15 protein-coding genes are annotated in these 16888 nt (G+C 71.6%); 6 read left to right on the forward strand and 9 right to left on the reverse strand.

Going from position 1 to position 16888, the window contains the following annotated elements:
• Nucleotides 1–88: 88 nt before the first annotated feature.
• Nucleotides 89–2221 carry a DNA gyrase/topoisomerase IV subunit B gene (locus tag AB4030_RS05820; protein ID WP_442278251.1) on the reverse strand — a complete coding sequence of 711 codons (2133 nt, stop codon included), beginning with the start codon at nt 2219–2221 and terminating at the stop codon, nt 89–91.
• 334 nt (nt 2222–2555) lie between these two features.
• Here AB4030_RS05820 and AB4030_RS05825 point away from each other — a divergent pair, with 334 nt between their 5' ends.
• Nucleotides 2556–2780, forward strand: coding sequence for a DUF7455 domain-containing protein (locus tag AB4030_RS05825; protein ID WP_442278252.1), 225 nt, complete (start codon nt 2556–2558; stop codon nt 2778–2780).
• A 71-nt stretch (nt 2781–2851) separates the two neighbouring features.
• The gene (locus AB4030_RS05830; RefSeq protein ID WP_442278253.1) at nt 2852–3340 is read left to right on the forward strand and encodes a DUF456 domain-containing protein; all 489 of its coding nucleotides are present in this window, start codon (nt 2852–2854) and stop codon (nt 3338–3340) included.
• Between the two features lie 112 nt (nt 3341–3452).
• Here the strand turns inward: AB4030_RS05830 and AB4030_RS05835 are convergent, their stop codons facing one another.
• The 6 genes from AB4030_RS05835 to AB4030_RS05860 all read right to left on the reverse strand — a co-directional run bounded on the left by AB4030_RS05835 (nt 3453) and on the right by AB4030_RS05860 (nt 11024).
• Entirely contained in the window at nt 3453–3851 is a 399-nt protein-coding gene (locus AB4030_RS05835) for a DUF3040 domain-containing protein (RefSeq protein ID WP_442278254.1), read from the reverse strand.
• A gap of 74 nt (nt 3852–3925) precedes the next feature.
• Nucleotides 3926–5185, reverse strand: coding sequence for a DNA polymerase IV (gene dinB / locus AB4030_RS05840; protein ID WP_442278255.1), 1260 nt, complete (start codon nt 5183–5185; stop codon nt 3926–3928).
• Nucleotides 5186–5242: 57 nt separating this feature from the next.
• Complete coding sequence (locus tag AB4030_RS05845) at nt 5243–6007, reverse strand: class I SAM-dependent methyltransferase (RefSeq protein WP_442278256.1); 765 nt, start codon at nt 6005–6007, stop codon at nt 5243–5245.
• 63 nt (nt 6008–6070) lie between these two features.
• Nucleotides 6071–10054: a DNA polymerase III subunit alpha gene (locus AB4030_RS05850; protein ID WP_442278257.1), complete on the reverse strand. Its 3984-nt coding sequence runs from the start codon at nt 10052–10054 to the stop codon at nt 6071–6073.
• A gap of 20 nt (nt 10055–10074) precedes the next feature.
• Nucleotides 10075–10524, reverse strand: a complete 450-nt coding sequence (locus AB4030_RS05855; protein WP_442278258.1) for an SAV_6107 family HEPN domain-containing protein — start codon at nt 10522–10524, stop codon at nt 10075–10077.
• A 32-nt stretch (nt 10525–10556) separates the two neighbouring features.
• Nucleotides 10557–11024: a DUF6504 family protein gene (locus tag AB4030_RS05860; protein WP_442278259.1), complete on the reverse strand. Its 468-nt coding sequence runs from the start codon at nt 11022–11024 to the stop codon at nt 10557–10559.
• Between the two features lie 503 nt (nt 11025–11527).
• On the opposite strand from AB4030_RS05860, the gene AB4030_RS05865 reads away from it, so the two are divergent.
• Together AB4030_RS05865 and AB4030_RS05870 are read left to right on the forward strand one after the other, a co-directional pair.
• A complete protein-coding gene (locus AB4030_RS05865; protein ID WP_442278260.1) occupies nt 11528–12223 on the forward strand; it encodes a DUF4126 domain-containing protein in 696 nt (231 codons plus the stop codon).
• 157 nt (nt 12224–12380) lie between these two features.
• A complete protein-coding gene (locus AB4030_RS05870; protein ID WP_442278261.1) occupies nt 12381–12920 on the forward strand; it encodes a hypothetical protein in 540 nt (179 codons plus the stop codon).
• Between the two features lie 89 nt (nt 12921–13009).
• On the opposite strand, the gene metF is transcribed toward AB4030_RS05870, so the two are convergent.
• A complete protein-coding gene (gene metF, locus AB4030_RS05875) occupies nt 13010–13918 on the reverse strand; it encodes a methylenetetrahydrofolate reductase [NAD(P)H] (RefSeq protein ID WP_442278262.1) in 909 nt (302 codons plus the stop codon).
• 106 nt (nt 13919–14024) lie between these two features.
• On the opposite strand from metF, the gene AB4030_RS05880 reads away from it, so the two are divergent.
• Nucleotides 14025–15119: a polyprenyl synthetase family protein gene (locus AB4030_RS05880; RefSeq protein ID WP_442278263.1), complete on the forward strand. Its 1095-nt coding sequence runs from the start codon at nt 14025–14027 to the stop codon at nt 15117–15119.
• A gap of 107 nt (nt 15120–15226) precedes the next feature.
• On the opposite strand, the gene AB4030_RS05885 is transcribed toward AB4030_RS05880, so the two are convergent.
• On the reverse strand, nt 15227–15625 hold the full coding sequence (locus AB4030_RS05885; protein ID WP_442278264.1) for an Rv2175c family DNA-binding protein: 399 nt from the start codon (nt 15623–15625) through the stop codon (nt 15227–15229).
• A gap of 316 nt (nt 15626–15941) precedes the next feature.
• On the opposite strand from AB4030_RS05885, the gene AB4030_RS05890 reads away from it, so the two are divergent.
• Nucleotides 15942–16865 carry a LysM peptidoglycan-binding domain-containing protein gene (locus AB4030_RS05890; protein WP_442278265.1) on the forward strand — a complete coding sequence of 308 codons (924 nt, stop codon included), beginning with the start codon at nt 15942–15944 and terminating at the stop codon, nt 16863–16865.
• The last annotated feature ends 23 nt before the right edge of the window (nt 16866–16888 follow it).

Consider the following 16888-nt stretch of genomic DNA (forward strand, 5'->3'; position numbering starts at 1 on the left):
CTGCAGGGACACATCGTAAGCACTGCGTGCCGGGTTGCGCCGACGGTCTCCACAGGCGACGGACATTTCGGCCGCCCGGACCGGTGGGTCAGGCGTCGATGCGCTCCCGGTCGATCTCGGTGGCGGACTCGATGATGAAGTCCTTGCGCGGGGCCACCTCGTTGCCCATGAGCAGCTCGAAGACGCGCTCGGCAGCCTCGAGGTCGCGCATCGTCACCTTGCGCAGGGTGCGGTGGCGCGGGTCCATCGTCGTGTCGGCGAGCTGGTCGGCGTCCATCTCACCGAGGCCCTTGTAGCGCTGCATCGGCTGCTTGATCTTCTTCCCCGACTTCTCGAGGCGGGCGAGCGTGCGGCGCATCTCCGCCTCGTTGAAGGTGTAGATCAGCTCGTTCTTCTTCGCCCCGGCGTTGATCACCTCGAGCCGGTGCAGCGGCGGCATCGCCGCATAGACACGGCCGGCGTCGACCAGAGGGCGCATGTAGCGGAAGAAGAGCGTCAGCAGCAGCGTGCGGATGTGGGCGCCGTCGACGTCGGCGTCGGTCATGATGATGACCTTGCCGTAGCGCGCGGCCGACAGGTCGAAGCTGCGGCCGGAGCCGGCCCCGATGACCTGGATGATCGAGGCGCACTCGGCGTTCTTGAGCATGTCGGACACCGACGCCTTCTGGACGTTGAGGATCTTGCCGCGGATCGGCAGCAGCGCCTGGAACTCGGAGCTGCGTGCCTCCTTCGCGGTGCCCATCGCCGAGTCGCCCTCGACGATGAACAGCTCTGAGCGTTCGACGTCGGTGGTGCGGCAGTCGCGCAGCTTGGACGGCAGGGTCGAGCTCTCGAGGGCGTTCTTGCGTCGCTGGGTCTCCTTGTGCAGCCGCGCGCTGATGCGCGACTTCATCTCCGAGACGACCTTCTCGAGCAGCAGCGCCGCCTGGGCCTTGTCGCCACGCTTGGTCGACGTCAGCCGGTCGGTCAGCTCCTTCTCGACGACCTTGGCGACGATGGCGCGCACGGCGTTGGTGCCGAGGACCTCCTTGGTCTGCCCCTCGAACTGGGGTTCGGCCAGACGCACCGTGACGACCGCGGTCATGCCCGCGAGGATGTCGTCCTTCTCGGGCTTGTCGTTGCCGACCTTGAGCCGCCGGCCGTTGACCTCGATCTGCTTGCGGAAGACCTTGACGATCGACTGCTCGAAGCCCGTGACGTGGGTGCCGCCCTTGGGCGTCGTGATGATGTTGACGAAGGACTGGAGCTTCGTGTCGTAGCCCTGTCCCCAGCGCAGCGCGACCTCGACGCCGCACTCGCGCTCGAGCTCGGTCGGGGTCATGTGGCCGTTGACGTCGAGGACCGGGACGGTCTCGGTGAAGGTGCCGGAGCCCTCGAGGCGCCACACGTCGGTGATCGGGGTGTCGGGCGCGAGGAACTCGACGAAGTCGGTGATGCCGCCGTCGTGCTGGAAGACCTCCTCGATCGGACCCTCCTCCCCGGGCGTGCCCTTGAGGCGGCGCTCGTCGCGGATGACGAGACGCAGACCGGGGACGAGGAAGGAGGTCTGCCGGGCGCGGCCGAGGATGGCGTCGTAGTCGAGCTCGGCGTCCTTGAGGAAGATCTGCCGATCGGGCCAGAAGCGCACCCGCGAGCCGGTGACGCCACGCTTCGCCTTGCCGACGACCGGCAGCGCGCTCTTCTTCTCGTAGGGGGTGAACTCGGCGTCCGGCGAGTGCACCGGCGAGCGGTCGGTGAAGGTGCCGGGCTCGCCGCGGCGGAAGCTCATGCCGTACGTCTTGCCGGCGCGGTCGACCTCGACGTCGAGCCGTGCCGACAGCGCGTTGACGACGGACGCCCCGACCCCGTGGAGGCCACCGGTGGCGGCATACGACGCGCCACCGAACTTGCCACCGGCGTGCAGCTTCGTGAAGACCACCTCGACACCGGACAGGCCGGTGCGGGGCTCGATGTCGACGGGGATGCCTCGACCGTTGTCCCTGACCTCGATGGAGCCGTCGCTGCTGAGGATCACCTCGATGCCGGTGCAGACGCCGGCTAGCGCCTCGTCGACCGCGTTGTCGATGATCTCCCACAGGCAGTGCATGAGACCGCGCTGGTCGGTCGAGCCGATGTACATGCCCGGGCGCTTGCGCACGGCCTCGAGGCCCTCGAGGACCTGGAGGTGGCGCGCGGTGTAGTCGCCGTTGCCGGAGGGAGCAGGTCGGGAGGCGGAGGCCACGTGTGTCGATCTCTTTCGGTCGGGAACGGCCAGCGGTCGGGCTGTGGAGGGGCTGGCAGTGGCAGCCTAGCCACCCCCGCCGACCGTCCCCCGGAGGCACGCTGGGCAGGCGGACCATCCGCCGGCCGGGCGGCGGCGAATCACCGACGCGTAACGATGTTGTGCACGGGGCGTCTCAGCCTCCGAGCCTGATCGTCGGGAAGCATTCGACGTGATTCACTGTTGGAACGTCCGCGAGACACGAGAGGTCCACCGGATGGACCGACCGAGTGTCGGACGTACATGGCAGGGTTTCCCTCCGGGGAACCCCCGAGGGAGGAAAGAGGCGAACACGATGACGACAGCACTGGCACCCGAACTGACCGCTGCTGACCGCTGCGACCGGTGTGGGGCTCAGGCCTACATCCGCGCCCGCCTCGTTTCCGGCGGAGAGCTGCTCTTCTGCGCGCACCACGGTCGGGAGCACCTCCCGGCGCTGAAGGACAAGGCTCTCGACATCCGCGACGAGACGGACCGACTCACCGAGATCCCGGGATCCGCTCCCGTGGACGAACGCTGAGTCCCACAGGCGATCTCCGACCCGGCCCCTCCTGACCCCATCCTGATCCGAACGCCGCCGACGACTGCCCTGTGATCACCGCGACGAACGTCCTCGTTCTGCTCGCGATGGTGGTGGGCACCGTCGGCATCGTCGTCCCGGTGCTCCCGGGACTCATCGTGGTCTGGGGCGCGACGCTCGTGTGGGCGTTCGCACGTCAGGACGGGCCGGGTTGGCTCGTCTTCGGTGTCGCCACGGTGTTGTATGCCGTGGGCCTCGTCGCGAAGTACGTCCTCCCCGGGCGCCGGATGAAGTCGGCCGGGGTCGACGGCGCCGTCGTGGCCGTGGCGCTGGCCGTGGCCGTGCTCGGCTTCTTCGTGGTCCCGGTCGTCGGCGCCCCGCTGGGCTTCGTCCTGGCGGTCTACGTCCTCGAGCTGGCCAAGCACCGCGAGCACCGTGCGGCCTGGCGGGCCACCGGCCAGGCGATCCGAGCCGTCGGCCTCAACATCGGCATCGAGCTGGCGACCGCCTTCGCCATCATCGCGACGTGGGGCGTGGCCGTCTACGTCGCCAGCCCCTAGGTCCCCAGCCCCGTCCGGTCCGCGGCTCGCCCCTCTGACCGCGCGAGACGCAGAAGGACCCCGACGACGTCCGTCAGGGTCCTGTGCAGATGGATGGTCGGAGCGCGACGCGTCACCACTGGTCGCGGCGGCGCTTCTCCCATCGTTCCTCGAGGCGCTCCATGAAGGTGCCCTGCCTGGAGGTGCTGGCCTTGACCTTGCCCGAACGGGGCTTGGTCGTGCCGTCGCTGCCGACGGCGGCGAGCTTGGTCCGGGACGGCGTGATGGCATAGACGATGCCGGCCACCATGATCGCGAAACCACCCGCACCCAGCCAGATGTTGCTGCTCATCGCGGAGAACACGACCAGGGCCAGCCCTGCCACGCCCGCAACGACACCGACGACGACGCGACCACGGCCGAGACCCCGCGACTTCGTCTTCTCGATGCGTGACGCGAAGCGAGGGTCTTCTGCGTAGAGGGCTTCCTCCATCTGCTGGAGGAGCGCTTCCTCGTGTTCCGAGAGTGCCACTCGGCACCTCCCTGGTGCGAAATCGACTGTGCCTTAATCGTATGCCGGAACCGACCGACACGGACTTGTTTCCCTCAGGATAGGTCGCGCCGCTCGCGTTGGGAACCCGAGGTCCGGTCAGGCATGAGTGATGCTGGACGCACTGATCCCGCGCCGAAGCGGGCGCTCGCCCGGTCGACGGCTCGGTCGGCCTCGCGCCACCCGTGCTCGGGCTCGTCGAGGGTGGCCTGGATGGGGGCCACGGCCGACGGCACGAGGCCCTCGAGGCGGACGCCGACGAGCCGGATCCGGGCCCGCTGGAGGCCGAGCCGGTCGTAGAGCTCGCGGGCCGTGGCGAAGATGTCGCGGGAGACGTCGGTGTGGTGGCGCAGCGTCCTGGCCCGGGTGATCGTCGTGAAGTCGGCGAACCGGACCTTGATCGACACGGTGCGTCCCATCATGCCGGCGGACCGGGCCCGGGCAGCGGTCCGGTCGGCGAGGCGCAGCAGTTCGCGGTGGATGCGGACCGGGTCGTCGATGTCGTGGGCGAAGGTCTCGTCGGCGCCGATCGACTTCTCGCGCCTCTCGGGCACGACCGACCGGGGGTCGCGGCCCCACGCGAGGTCGTGCAGGCTACGGCCCGCCACGTCACCGAGGGCCCGTTGGAGGGTCTCGACGGGAGTGTGGGCGAGGTCGGCCACCGTGCGCAGGCCGAGACGGTGCAGGTGCTCCTCGGTCTTGTCGCCGACGCCCCAGATCGCCCCGACCGGCAGCTGGTGCAGGAACGACACGACCTCCTCGCGGGGCACGACGATGAGCCCGTCGGGCTTGGCGAGGTTGGAGGCGAGCTTGGCGACGAACTTCGTCGAGGCCACCCCCACCGAGCACGTGATGCCCTGCTCGTCGGCGATGGTGTCGCGCAACTGCTCGGCGATCTGGGTAGGACGTCCCAGTCGGCGTACGGCCCCGGACACGTCGAGGAAGGCCTCGTCGAGCGAGAGCGGCTCGACGCTGTCGGTGATCGTGGCGAAGGTGGCCATGACGGCCTCGGAGATGGCGGCGTAGCGACGGTGGTCGGGCTCGATGATGACCGCCTGCGGGCACAGTCGCTGGGCACGCGCCATCGGCATGGCCGAGGTGACTCCGAAGGCGCGCGCCTCGTAGGTCGCCGAGAGCACGACGGAGCGACCGCTCGCGCCGCCGATGATGACCGGTCGACCCCTCAGCTCCGGGCGGGAGATGAGCGAGGCTGACGCGTAGAAGGCGTCCATGTCGACGTGCAGGACGGTGCAGCCGGTGTCGTCGGGCGGCTCGGCGCTCCGCCGGGTCGGTGCGGTGAACTGGCGGCGGCTCATCGTCGGACCACCCGACGGTGCGACGGACTCACCACGGCCCGGTCGGTCGCCGGCCGGTCAGTCGCGACGCGCGACGACGTGGAGAGCATTGCCGAGGGTTCGGAGGAACTCGCGTCCCGGGCCGGAGACGAGCAGGTCGTCGAGCTCGGCCAGAGCGGCGCGATCGGCCTCGGAGTCGATGAGCGAGGCCGGTACGAGGTGGCCGAGGATGTTGGTGCCCCGGACCCGGACGTCGGTGAAGCCGGCCTCGGCGAGGAGGGTCTCGAGCTGCTCGACGTCGAAACGACGCGGGAGCGGGTCGGTGCTGCCCCAGCGGCCGGACGGGTCGACGAGGGCCGCGCGCGCCTGCCCGAACTCGCCCGCGATGGCCTTGGCGAAGACGACGGACAGCCGACCGGAGACGAGCAGCGAGAGGACGCCGCCCTCCCCCAGGACCTGGGCGATGGCGTGGAGCGTGGCGGCGGGGTCGTCGACGAACTCGAGCGTGCCGTGGCAGCAGGCGAGGTCGACGCGACGATCGGCGAGGACGGCGCCCAGCGAGTCACCGTCGCCCTGGACCGCGGTGATGCGATCGATGATGCCGGCCTCGTGGGCCCGGCGACCGAGCGACGCGAGCGCGTCGGGGCTGGGGTCGACGACGGTGACGTGGTGCCCGGCCTCGGCGAGCGGGACGGCGACGCCACCGGTGCCACCGCCGAGGTCGAGCACCTCGAGCGGACGGCCGAGGCGGGTGCTGCACTCGTCGGCGATGCGGCCCACGGCCGAGACGACCGCCGACGGCCGGACCCCTCCACGTCGCTGGGGGCGCTGCTCGTCGGGCACGGGATCCTCCGTCTGGGAACGTGGTACGCGTGGTGCTGCGTGTGGTTCGTGTGCGTCCTCACCCTAGTGCCCCGAGCTTCCCGGGCTCGCGTGCCACAGCTTGCGTGGCGGCCCACCGACGGTCTCGGTGGGCACGAGCCGACTCGTGCCTCGGGGGCCTCTGACGTCGTCGCCGGCCGGCTTGATGTCGGCGTACGGCGACTGCTTGAACCCCGAGGCGTGGACGAGCACGCGCCGCCCCTCCGGGCCCTCACCCACCCCGGCCGGAGCCCCGTCGGGACCGGCGAGGGCGGTGGCCCGCTCCCACGCCGCACGGTCGGCGGCGTCGAGCGCGTCGCGGACAGCGGTGATGCCGCCCGAGGTCCACGCGTCCTGCAGGGCCGAGAGCTCCCAGGCGCCGGTGGCCCGGATCGAGACGCCGCGCGGACCGGTGCGTCGCACGACCCCGCGGCAGAGCAGCAACCACGAGTGGAAGACGGTGGCGGCATACGGTCCCTGGACGTCCTCGAAGAAGGTGAGGTCGGCCGGGCCCGTGGCGTCGTCGAGGGTGAGGAAGACGACGCGGCGGCCGGTGCGGATCGGCGGGGTCTGGGTGGCGACCTTGACCCCGGCGACGAGGACCTCGCGACCGCTGCGTCCGGAGAGCAGGTCGCGCGCCCGGGTCACGCCGAGCGCGTCGAGCAGCGGACCGTAGAAGTCGACGACGTGGCCGCTCGCGTCGAGGCCGAGCACCTCGAGCTCGGCCCGGACCTGCTCTGGACCGGTCATCTCGGGCAGCCCGCTCGTCGCGGACAGCCGTGGCGTGTCGCCGAGGTCCAGCGTCAGCTGCGTCGCGATGTGCCCGGGCGCTCCCGCGGAGGCCTGGGACTGCGCGGCCGCGAGCGCCCGGATGTCGCCGGTGGCCGAGACGGACGTGACCCGCCCCCGTGTCGAGGCCGGTCCCGAGGACCGGCTCGCGGCCGAGACCCGCCGGGAGGACCGGCGCGACGAGCGCTGTGACGATGACCACCGGTCGAGCTCGGCGACGTGGAGCAGCAGGTCGCGCCGGGTGACCCGTCCGCGACGGCCGAGACCGCCCCGGGTGCGGCCCACGACGCCGGACCCGCTCTCGTCGAGCCGTGACGGCCCCCCGAGGTCGATGTCGTGCAGGGAGTCGAATCCCCCTGCCAGCACGAGCTTCTCGGCGATCGGGCGGGACACGTGAGCGCGCTGCCAGAAGTCGGAGAGGCTGGAGTAGGGCTGGCCGGCGACGATCTGCGCGACCTCGGCCTCGCTGATGCCGTGGACGTCCGCGAGCGAGAGCCGGATGGCCTCGCCGCCGTCGTCGGTGCGTTCGAAGCGGTAGGAGCCGGTCGAGACGTTGACGTCGAGGCCGAGGATCGCGATGCCGAAGGTACGGGCGTCGTCGAGGATGAGCCGCTTGGGGTACATCCCGGGATCGTGGGTCAGCACCCCGGCGAGGAAGGCGGCCGGGTGGTGCGTCTTGAGCCAGGCCGACTGGTAGGTCGGCAGGGCGAACGCTGCGGCGTGGGCCTTGCAGAAGCCGAACGACGCGAAGGCCTTGAGGACCTCCCAGATCTTGTCGGCGACGTCGGGGGCGTAGCCGCGGGCCCGGGCCGCTGGGCGCCACCACGCCTCGATCCGCTTCTGTCCGTCGGGGGTGCCGAGCGCACGGCGCACCTCGTCGGCCTGGGCCAGGGTCACGCCGGTCGTCTCGGCGACGATCATCAGCACCTGCTCGTGGAAGACGACGACACCCTCGGTCTCCTCGAGTGCGGGCACGAGCGTCGGGTGGAGGTAGGAGGGGTCCTTCCACCCCTGCCTCGCGTTGAGGAAGGGGATGATCATGTCGCTCTTGACCGGGCCGGGCCGGAAGAGCGAGATGTCGATGATGAGGTCGTCGAAGCTGCGCGGCCCGAACTTGCCGATGAGCTCGCGCTGCCCGGGGCTCTCGATCTGGAAGCAGCCGAGGGTCTTCGTCGACCGGACGAGCTCGAAGGTCGGCTCGTCGTCGAAGGGCACCTGCGACTCGTCGTCGAGGTCGATGTGGTCGCCGTCGACACGCTCGACCTCGTCGATCGCGTGGGCCATCGCCGACTGCATCCGGATGCCGAGGACGTCGAGCTTGAGCAGGCCCATCTCCTCGACGTCGTCCTTGTCGAACTGGCTCATCGGGAAGCCGAGCCAGCTCGCCTCGACCGGGGTGCGGTCGAGCAGGACGGAGTCGGACAGCACGACCCCGCAGGGGTGCAGGGCGATGTGCCGGGGCAGCCCGTCGAGCCGCTCGACGATGTCGAACATCAGCTGCAGGCGCGGCACGTCGAGACCGCTCGCCCGCAGCTCGGGCAGCTCGGCGAGGGCATGGCGCACGTTGCGTGCCGCGATGTGCGGGAAGGCCTTGGCCATGGCGTCGACCTCGGGCGGCGGCAGCCCGAGCGCGGCGCCGGCGTCGCGGATCGCGTGCCGCACCCGGTAGGTGTCCATCATCGACACGCACGTGACGCGGTCGCCGCCGAAGTGGTCGAGGATGCGCTCGTAGATCTCGGTGCGGCGGGCGGACTCCACGTCGATGTCGATGTCGGGCAGCTCGGCGCGCAGCGGTGAGCAGAAGCGCTCCATGAGCAGGCCGTGCCGCATAGGGTCGACGCCGGAGATGCCGAGGAGGTAGTTGACGAGCGACCCTGCGCCTGACCCCCGGGCCGCGACCCGCACCCCCATCTCACGGATGAGGTCGCAGACCTGGGCGACGGTGAGGAAGTAGGTCGCGTAGCCGAGCGTCTCGATGACGCCGAGCTCGTCCTCGAGCCGGTCGCTGACCGCGACGAGCTCGCTCTCGGAGCGGCCGGGATAGCGGGTCGGGATGGACTCGCGGCACCGGCGCGCGAGGACGCGGTGCGGGTTGGTGCCGGGCCGGATGCCGAGGATGCCCGGCTCGGGCAGGTGCACCGAGCCGATGCCGAGGTCGGCTCGTGGGTCCTGGACGCACTCGGCGGCGAGCGCCGTGGTGCGGGCGAGCAGCTCGCGTGCCTGCTCGCGGGCACGTGACCCGCCGCCGACGAGACCGGGCCCGGAGACCTGCACGATGTCGAGGGCGAGGGCGTGCATCAGGGGGGTCGGCGAGAGGTGCCCGGCCGTCGTGACGCGGTCGAGGTGGCGGGCGTCGAGGGCGACGAGCCGGCGGGCGGCGTCGAGGACATCGACGATGGCGGCGTCCTGGGGGTCGGTGTGGCGCACCGCTGCCGTGATGACGCTCGGCACGCCGACCTCTCGGGCCAGCGCCAGCATGCGTGCAGCCTGGCCGAGGCTGCCGGGCTGGTGTTCCGGTCCGCCGTGGCACACGACCTCGACGACGACGGCGCCCCGCGGGAGCAGCGCCATCCAGCGTTCGAGGGCCGCTCGGGCGCGGTCCCGACGCTTGGCGAGCACCGCCCGACCGACGTCGGAGTCGGGTCCGAGGAGCACGACGAGGCGAGAGGGGCCGCCGTCCGCCACCGGTGACGTATGCCGTCCGCCACGGCCGCCGGGTCCGTCGTCCTCCGTCGTGGGCGACGTGGGCGAGGAGGGCGAGGAGGGCGACGTGCGCGCGTGCTCGGCGACGAGGCTCGCGGTCGTGACGGGGTTGCCGCGCTCACCGCGCAGGTGGGTTGCGGTGACGAGCCGGCAGAGCGCTGCCCATCCCGCGCCCGGCGCGAGGCCGCTGCCGCTGCCACGCGCCAGCACCGTGACGCGAGGCAGCCGCGGGTCGACGAGCGCGCCACCCCGCACCGGGGTGCGCGCGGGACGCTGGCGTTCAGGCTGCTCGGGCCCGATGGCGAGGTCGACACCGAGGATCGGGGCGATGTCGTGCTCCATGCACGCACGCACGAACTTGACCGCGCCGTAGAGTCCGTCGCGGTCGGTCAGGGCGAGAGCCGGCTGGCCGAAGGCGGCCGCCCGTTCGACGAGCTGGTGGGGCCTGGCCGTGCCGTAGCGCATGGAGTAGCCCGAGGCGACGTGCAGGTGCACGAAGCTCTCGCCCGCGGCGCCGCTGGTCATGGTGGTGGTCATGCTGGTGGTCATGCTGGTCGTCACGCCCCGCTCGCCCGGCTTCTCGAGACGGGCGTGATCGACTGCGGCAGGGGGACCGTGAGCGGGACACCGAGCAGGTCCTGCACGATCTCGAGGAACATCTCGGCCTGGCGCAGCAGGTCGTCGGACTCGCGCGCGCTGATGTGGCCGCCCCGGTCGATGACCGACCGGTGGGCCGAGCAGGCCGCGAAGAAGGCGGCCCACTCCCCCAGCTCGGGCGCGACGCCGGGCAGCACCTGCCAGACGCTGCGGGGGCGCGCTCGCGGCGTGGGGACGGTCCGGGCCGCGACGAGGGCGGCAGCGGCGCGCAGTGCACCGAGGTGGGCGTCGCGGTAGCGCTCGGAAGCCTCGGTGGTGCGGCACGCGGACTCGAGCGTCACACGGGCCCGCTCGAGCAGGTCGAGCACGGCGACCGAGATGGGTGGGCGGCGCAGGTGGGCGGCGGTCACGGTGGTCTCCTCTTTCTCCGAACCGGGAATGGTCAGTCGGCAACCCGGACGAGCGACCACCGGTCGCCGTGCGGGGACTCGTCATGGGCGAGGTCATAGACCCCGGGCGTGAACGACCAGCCGGGGCTCGCTTCGACGCGCCAGACGTGCTGCTCGCTCGCTGCTGCGACGAGCATCTCGCCGGGACGCACCTGCGCCTCGTCGGCCTCGAGCGCGTCGCGCCACCACGCCCGTCGTTCGCGCCAGTGCGCCAGGACGCCACGCACGACGTAGAGGCGTCCGCGCCAGATGAACGCCTCGGGCGACGACTCGAGGGACCCGGCCTGGAGGGGTCCCGGGACCGACTCGGACCTCCCCGCAGTCCGAGCCTGCCGAACCGCCCCTGACTGAACCGCTCCTGACTGAACCGCCCCTGACTGAACCGCCCCTGACTGAACCGCCCCTGACTGCTCCCGCTCGCGCACTCTCACCTGCACGGAGTCACTGAACCTACGCACCACGACACGTCTCCCTCGGACACGTCGAGGCCGACATCACGACCCGAACCACCCGCGCCCCACACGAGCGGTCCGACACCAACCGACGACTGAACTGACAACCTGACTGATCATTGCTGTTCGAACACTTGTTCGACACTCGAAGCCTAACCCCTGCCGCCGACAGGCTGTCAAGACGGTCCACGGGCCGTTGCCGACCTTGCGCGAAGGCCCGCACCCGGGCCCGTTCCGTCACGATCCGGACCAATCTGAGTAGTTGTGCTCAGGTCCGCGCGTCTCGGCCGTCGGCAGAGTGGGGCCAGCGGGTCCGGTCCGCGAACGGAGAGGTGCAGGGGTCCTGTCCGCTCATGGATCGGGCCCCTTCCGCTGCCTGCCGGCTGCGCGCGTCCCGTTGCGCGGTCTCCGGGAATGCGGGAGCGTCGCGGACGTTGGACCTGTGCTCGGCCGTCCGGCCCAGCAGCAGACGCACCGGCGCACAGCGACCGGCGCACGACCGAAGGGGTGTCGTGGGCGCCGAGCTCATCCCCATGGCCTTCACCACCGGGTGGGGCAGCGGGATCAACGCGTACGCGGTCGTGCTCGTCCTCGGGCTCGCCGACAAGATCTGGGGTCTCAGCCAGATCCCCAACGCCCTCGCCCGCACCGACGTGCTCATCGGCGCGGGGATCCTCTTCGCGGTCGAGATGCTCGCCGACAAGATCCCCTACGTCGACTCCGTCTGGGACTCGGTGCACACGGTCGTCAGACCGGCGGTCGGGGCCACGATCGGCTACCTCATCGGCCACGACACGGCCTCCCTCGACGCGGCCGTCGGTGCCGCCACTGGCGGCGTCACCGCCCTCATCTCGCACGGCATCAAGGCCGGGCTGCGGGCCGCCGTCAACACCTCCCCCGAGCCCGCCAGCAACGTCCTCGTCAGCACCACCGAGGACGTCACGGTCACCGGGGTCACGGCCCTCGCCATCGCGCACCCGTGGTGGGCAGCGGCCATCGCCCTGCTCCTGCTCCTGCTCGGCGCCTTCCTCGTCTACAAGCTGGCCGCCCGCATCCGCCGCTACAAGCGTCGCTACGACGCCTGGGGTGAGCGGGTGGGGATCGCCGCGCCGTCCGAGCACCGAGGACGCGACGCACCGACGGTCCAACGGCGCGCCCTGCGTTCTCGAAGGACGCGCGCCGACGAACGGCTCGAGCAGCAGACCTGACCCCGGCCCCCTTCGCGGTGGCCCCGGGGGCCGTGCCGTTCACAGGTCGGCGCCCGGCTCACAGGACGTCCCCACGCGGGCGAGGGGGTGACCACAGCGCTGCCGCCGACGGTGGACACAGCTGGCACGAGGCCAGCCCATCGAAGGAGTGGAACGGATGAAGAACAAGACCATCGCGCTGGCAGGCGCCGGGATCGTGGCCGCGTCAGCCCTCGCGCTCGGCGGGGCGGCTCTCGCCAGCGCGAACGAGACGGGCAGCACCGGCACCACGACGAGCGGCGCCTACGGGCAGGCCGGCGAGGGTGCACGCACCCCGGGCATGACCGGCAACGGCAACACCGACCCCAGCAAGCCCATGCGCTCGGACGAGAAGCTGCTCACGGGCGACACGGCCGCCAAGGTGACGGCGGCCGCCAAGGCCAAGGAGCCGACCGCGACGATCGAGCGGGTCGAGACCGACTCGGACGGGGTCTACGAGGCGCACATGGTGCGCGCCGACGGCACCCACATCACGGTGCAGGTCAACGCGTCCTTCGCGGTGACGGCCGTCCAGGAGGGCGGCCCGGGCGGGCCCGGCGGGCATGGCGGCGACCACGACGGCGACGGCCCCCAGGGCCAGCAGGGACTCCAGGGACTCCAGGGCGAGGTACCGGCATCCCCCGGCGGCACGGCGACGACCACCCCGTCCAGCAGCTGACCACCCGGCGCCACCGAACCGGACGGCCGGCCCTTTCCGGGGGTCGGCCGTTCGGTCGTCCCCGGCCACCACCGGGCTCGCCCGGTGCCTCAGAGGTTGCCGAAGACCTCGAGCGTCGCTGACGAGCGGTTCATCGTGATGAAGTGGATGCCGGGTGCTCCCTCGTCGAGCAGCCGGCGTGACGACTCGGTCGCGATGGCCATGCCCTCGGCGCGCACGCCGGCGGCGTCGTCGCCGTGGCGCTCGAGGCGGTCGGTGACCGTGGCCGGCATCGGCTGGCCCGCGAGCTGCGCCATGCGCACCACCTGGCGCGCGTTGGTGATCGGCATGATCGCCGGGACGACGGGGAGCCGGGAGCCGCGTCGCGCGAGCTCGTCACGCAGCCGGAGATAGTTGTCGACGTCGAAGACCATCTGCGTGATGGCGAACTCCGCACCCGCGCGCTCCTTGCGGACGAGGGTCTCGGCGTCCTCACTGATGTCGCCCGACTCGGGGTGGCCGTCGGGGAAGGCCGCGACGCCCACGGTGAAGTCGCCGAGGCTACGCACGAGGGAGACGAGCTCGTCGGCGTGGTCGAGGCCCTCGGGATGCGCGACCCAGGGCTGGCCGAGCCCGCCCTGGGGGTCACCGCGCAGGGCCAGGATGTTGCGGACCCCGGCGGCGGCATACGACCCGACGATGCTGCGCAGCTCGGCGACCGAGTGGCCGACACACGTCAGGTGAGCCATGGGCGTCAGCGAGGTCGCCTCGAGGACGCGCTGGGTGAGGCGCACGGTGCGGCCGCGTGTGCCGCCCCCGGCGCCGTAGGTGATCGAGACGAAGCTCGGCGAGACCTTCTCGAGGCGGCGGATGGCGTCCCAGAGCTGCGCCTCGGAGGCGTCGTCCTTGGGCGGGAAGAACTCGAAGCTGAACGTCGGGGTGTCGGCCTCGATCATCGCCGGGATGGATCGCGTGAACCGCTCCGCCCGCGCCATCGAGGATGCCGTGCCGTGTGCCATGCCGCACACCCTAGGCCGAGCGGGTCCAGGTCGTGTGGGCTGTTCACGGTGCGACCGGCGCGCCGCGTAGGCTGACCACCATTTCCGCGACTCGATGGAGGACCCCGTGCAGACCCCCACCGACCTCGACGTGCTGCGCCGTCGGGTGCAGCACGCGATCGACGGGCAGATCGCCGGGGCCACGCAGTCGCTCGCCGCGATCGGTGACGAGACGGCCCCGCTCGTGTCGGCCGTGTCCGGCCTGCTGACCGGCGGCAAGGGCCTGCGCGCCGGGTTCCTCTACTGGGGCTACCGCGCCGCCGGCGGAGCCGACTCCGACGCGCTCGTCCGCCTCGCCGCGAGCATGGAGTTCTTCCAGGGCGCCGCGCTGCTCCACGACGACGTCATGGACCGCAGCGACACGAGACGGGGTATGCCGTCCGCCCACCGCGCCGTCGCCTCGCTGCACCAGCAGCGCGGCTGGGCAGGTGACGCCGACCGGTTCGGCGAGGGCACCGCGATCCTGGCCGGTGACCTGTGCCTCACGTGGTGCGACGAGATGTATGCGACGTGCGGCCTGCCCGGCGAGGAGCTGGCACGCGGACGTCAGCTCTTCGACACGATGCGCACGCAGCTGATGGGCGGCCAGTTCCTCGACCTCCTCGAGTCGGCTCGAGGCTGGGACGGCCTCGACCTCGAGGCCCGGGTCGCCTCGGCCCGCCAGGTGATCCGTTTCAAGAGCGCGAAGTACACCATCGAGCACCCCCTCCTCATCGGTGCGCTCGTCGGCGGCGCTCCGGACGGCGCTCTCGCACCCCTGTCCGACTACGGCCTTGCGCTGGGCGAGGCGTTCCAGCTGCGTGACGACCTCCTGGGCGTCTTCGGCGACCCCGAGGCCACCGGCAAGCCGGCCGGCGACGACCTGCGTGAGGGCAAGCGCACGGTCCTCGTCGCGCATGCTCTCGACGCGGCGTCAGACTCCCAGCGCGAGATCGTCGAGGGCCTCCTCGGCCGTGACGACCTCGAGCTCGAGGGCGTCGAGGCCATCCGGCGGGTGCTCGTCGACACCGGCGCCGTCGACCGGGTCGAGGACCTCATCACCGCCCTGGCCGACGACGCGTGCCGCGCTCTCGACCGGGCCCGCGAAACCGGCTCCTACGACGCGCCCGCCCTCGACGTGCTTGAGGCCCTCGTCGCGGTCTCGACGGCCCGGCGGTCCTGACACCCGATCCGGCGCTCGCCCTGGCGACCGCTGGGACTGCGCCACACGGCATACCTCGTCGGTCGCCTGGCCCGGTCACCCCGGCAGGGGCAGCGTCTTCGGAGGTCTCAGAAGGCGAGCTCCTGCGCGCGGCGCCGGACCTCGGTCTTGTGACCGGCCAACATCGCGTCGATGGGCGCGCCCTCGACGGGCAGCGTCTCGTCCGGGGTGTGCAGCCACTCGATGATCTCGTCGTCGTTCATGCCGCCGTCGGCGAGGACGGTGAAGGTGCCGCGCAGCTCGGGGCGGGGGCCGGTCTCGCCGAAGAACTTGGCGGGGATGGCGACGACGCGGCGGTCGCCGATGCGTGCGGCGAGGACCTCCCGGTCCGCGATGAGCTGGCGCACGCGGGACAGCGGCACGCCGAGCCGCCCAGCGGCGTCGGGCACGGTCAACCACGCCCCGACGAGCGACTCGAGGTCGCGGGTGGAGGACTCGACGGGCTGCAATTCAGGGGTCTCGCTCACGGTGCAAGAGTCTGCCACCGTGGGCGCCCGGCTCGCGAACTCCCTCGATCACCCCTCGGGCATCCACCCGTCCGGAACCGCCGACGCAGGTGGGCGGGGAACGACCAGGACAACGAATTACACTGGTGTATTTACGCTTTAGTTCACAACCGTGCGCTATGGTCACAGACGCCACATGGCTCACAAGCGTCACATTTCGCCCTAGAGCAAGCCCCGGCTCCCGTGGAACCAGACCATCCCCGCACTCGAATGCACCCTTCCGACCGCCCCTCCACGTCTCTCACTCAGCTCGGGCCCCAGGAAAGGACTCCCCCTCATGCCCTTCGCCGACGTCGCCGCGCTCGCGCTGCCCGCCCACGCCACCGTCGCCCCCGTCGCCGCCACGCCGTGGGAGACCGTCACGGTCCGCCCGGGCGACACGCTCTGGGACCTCGCCATCGCCCACCGCTCGACGATCCAGGCGATCGTCGAGAAGAACCAGCTCAGCGGCGGCGGCGCCCTGATCCAGCCCGGGCAGAAGCTGCTCGTCCCCGGCCCCGCGTCCTCCGCCTCCACGACGACTCCCGGTCCCGCCAAGCCGTCCGCGGGGGACGCCACGTACGTCGTGCGCGCCGGTGACACTATGGGCGCGCTCGCGCAGCGCTACGGGGTCTCCCTGACGAAACTGCTCTCGGCCAACAAGCTGGGCAGCTCCTCCTTCATCTACGTCGGGCAGAAGATCACCGTCCCGGGTGCGGGGTCCTCGGCCGAGAACACCCCGGCCCCGACTCCCCCGTCGGGCTACCAGTACCCCAGCAAGACGGCGCAGGCCGTCGCGGAGAGCACCGCGAAGCTCGCCGCCATGGACGTCCCCGGCCGCAGCGACATCACGGCCATGATCCGGGCGACGGCGACTCGCCACGGCGTGGACCCCAAGCTGGCGCTCGCCATCGCCTCGCTCGAGTCCGGATGCTCCCAGCGCGCCGTGTCCTACACCGACGCCGTCGGCGTCATGCAGCTCATGCCGGTCGCCGAGACGTGGGCCTCCGAGCTCGCGGGTCGCTCGCTCGACCGCTACGACACGCAGGACAACATCACCGGCGGCGTCCTGATCATCCGGGCCCTCCAGGCCAGCGCCGACTCGCGAGAGCAGGCCATCGCCGGCTACTACCAGGGCATCTACTCGGTCCGCACCAAGGGCCTGTACGACGACACGAAGAGCTACGTGGCCAACGTGCTCGCCATCTACGACCGCCTCTGAGCAGCGCGACCGCGCGCTCCTGG

This window comes from Terrabacter sp. 2YAF2 (genome assembly GCF_052114705.1).
GTDB lineage: Bacteria > Actinomycetota > Actinomycetes > Actinomycetales > Dermatophilaceae > Terrabacter.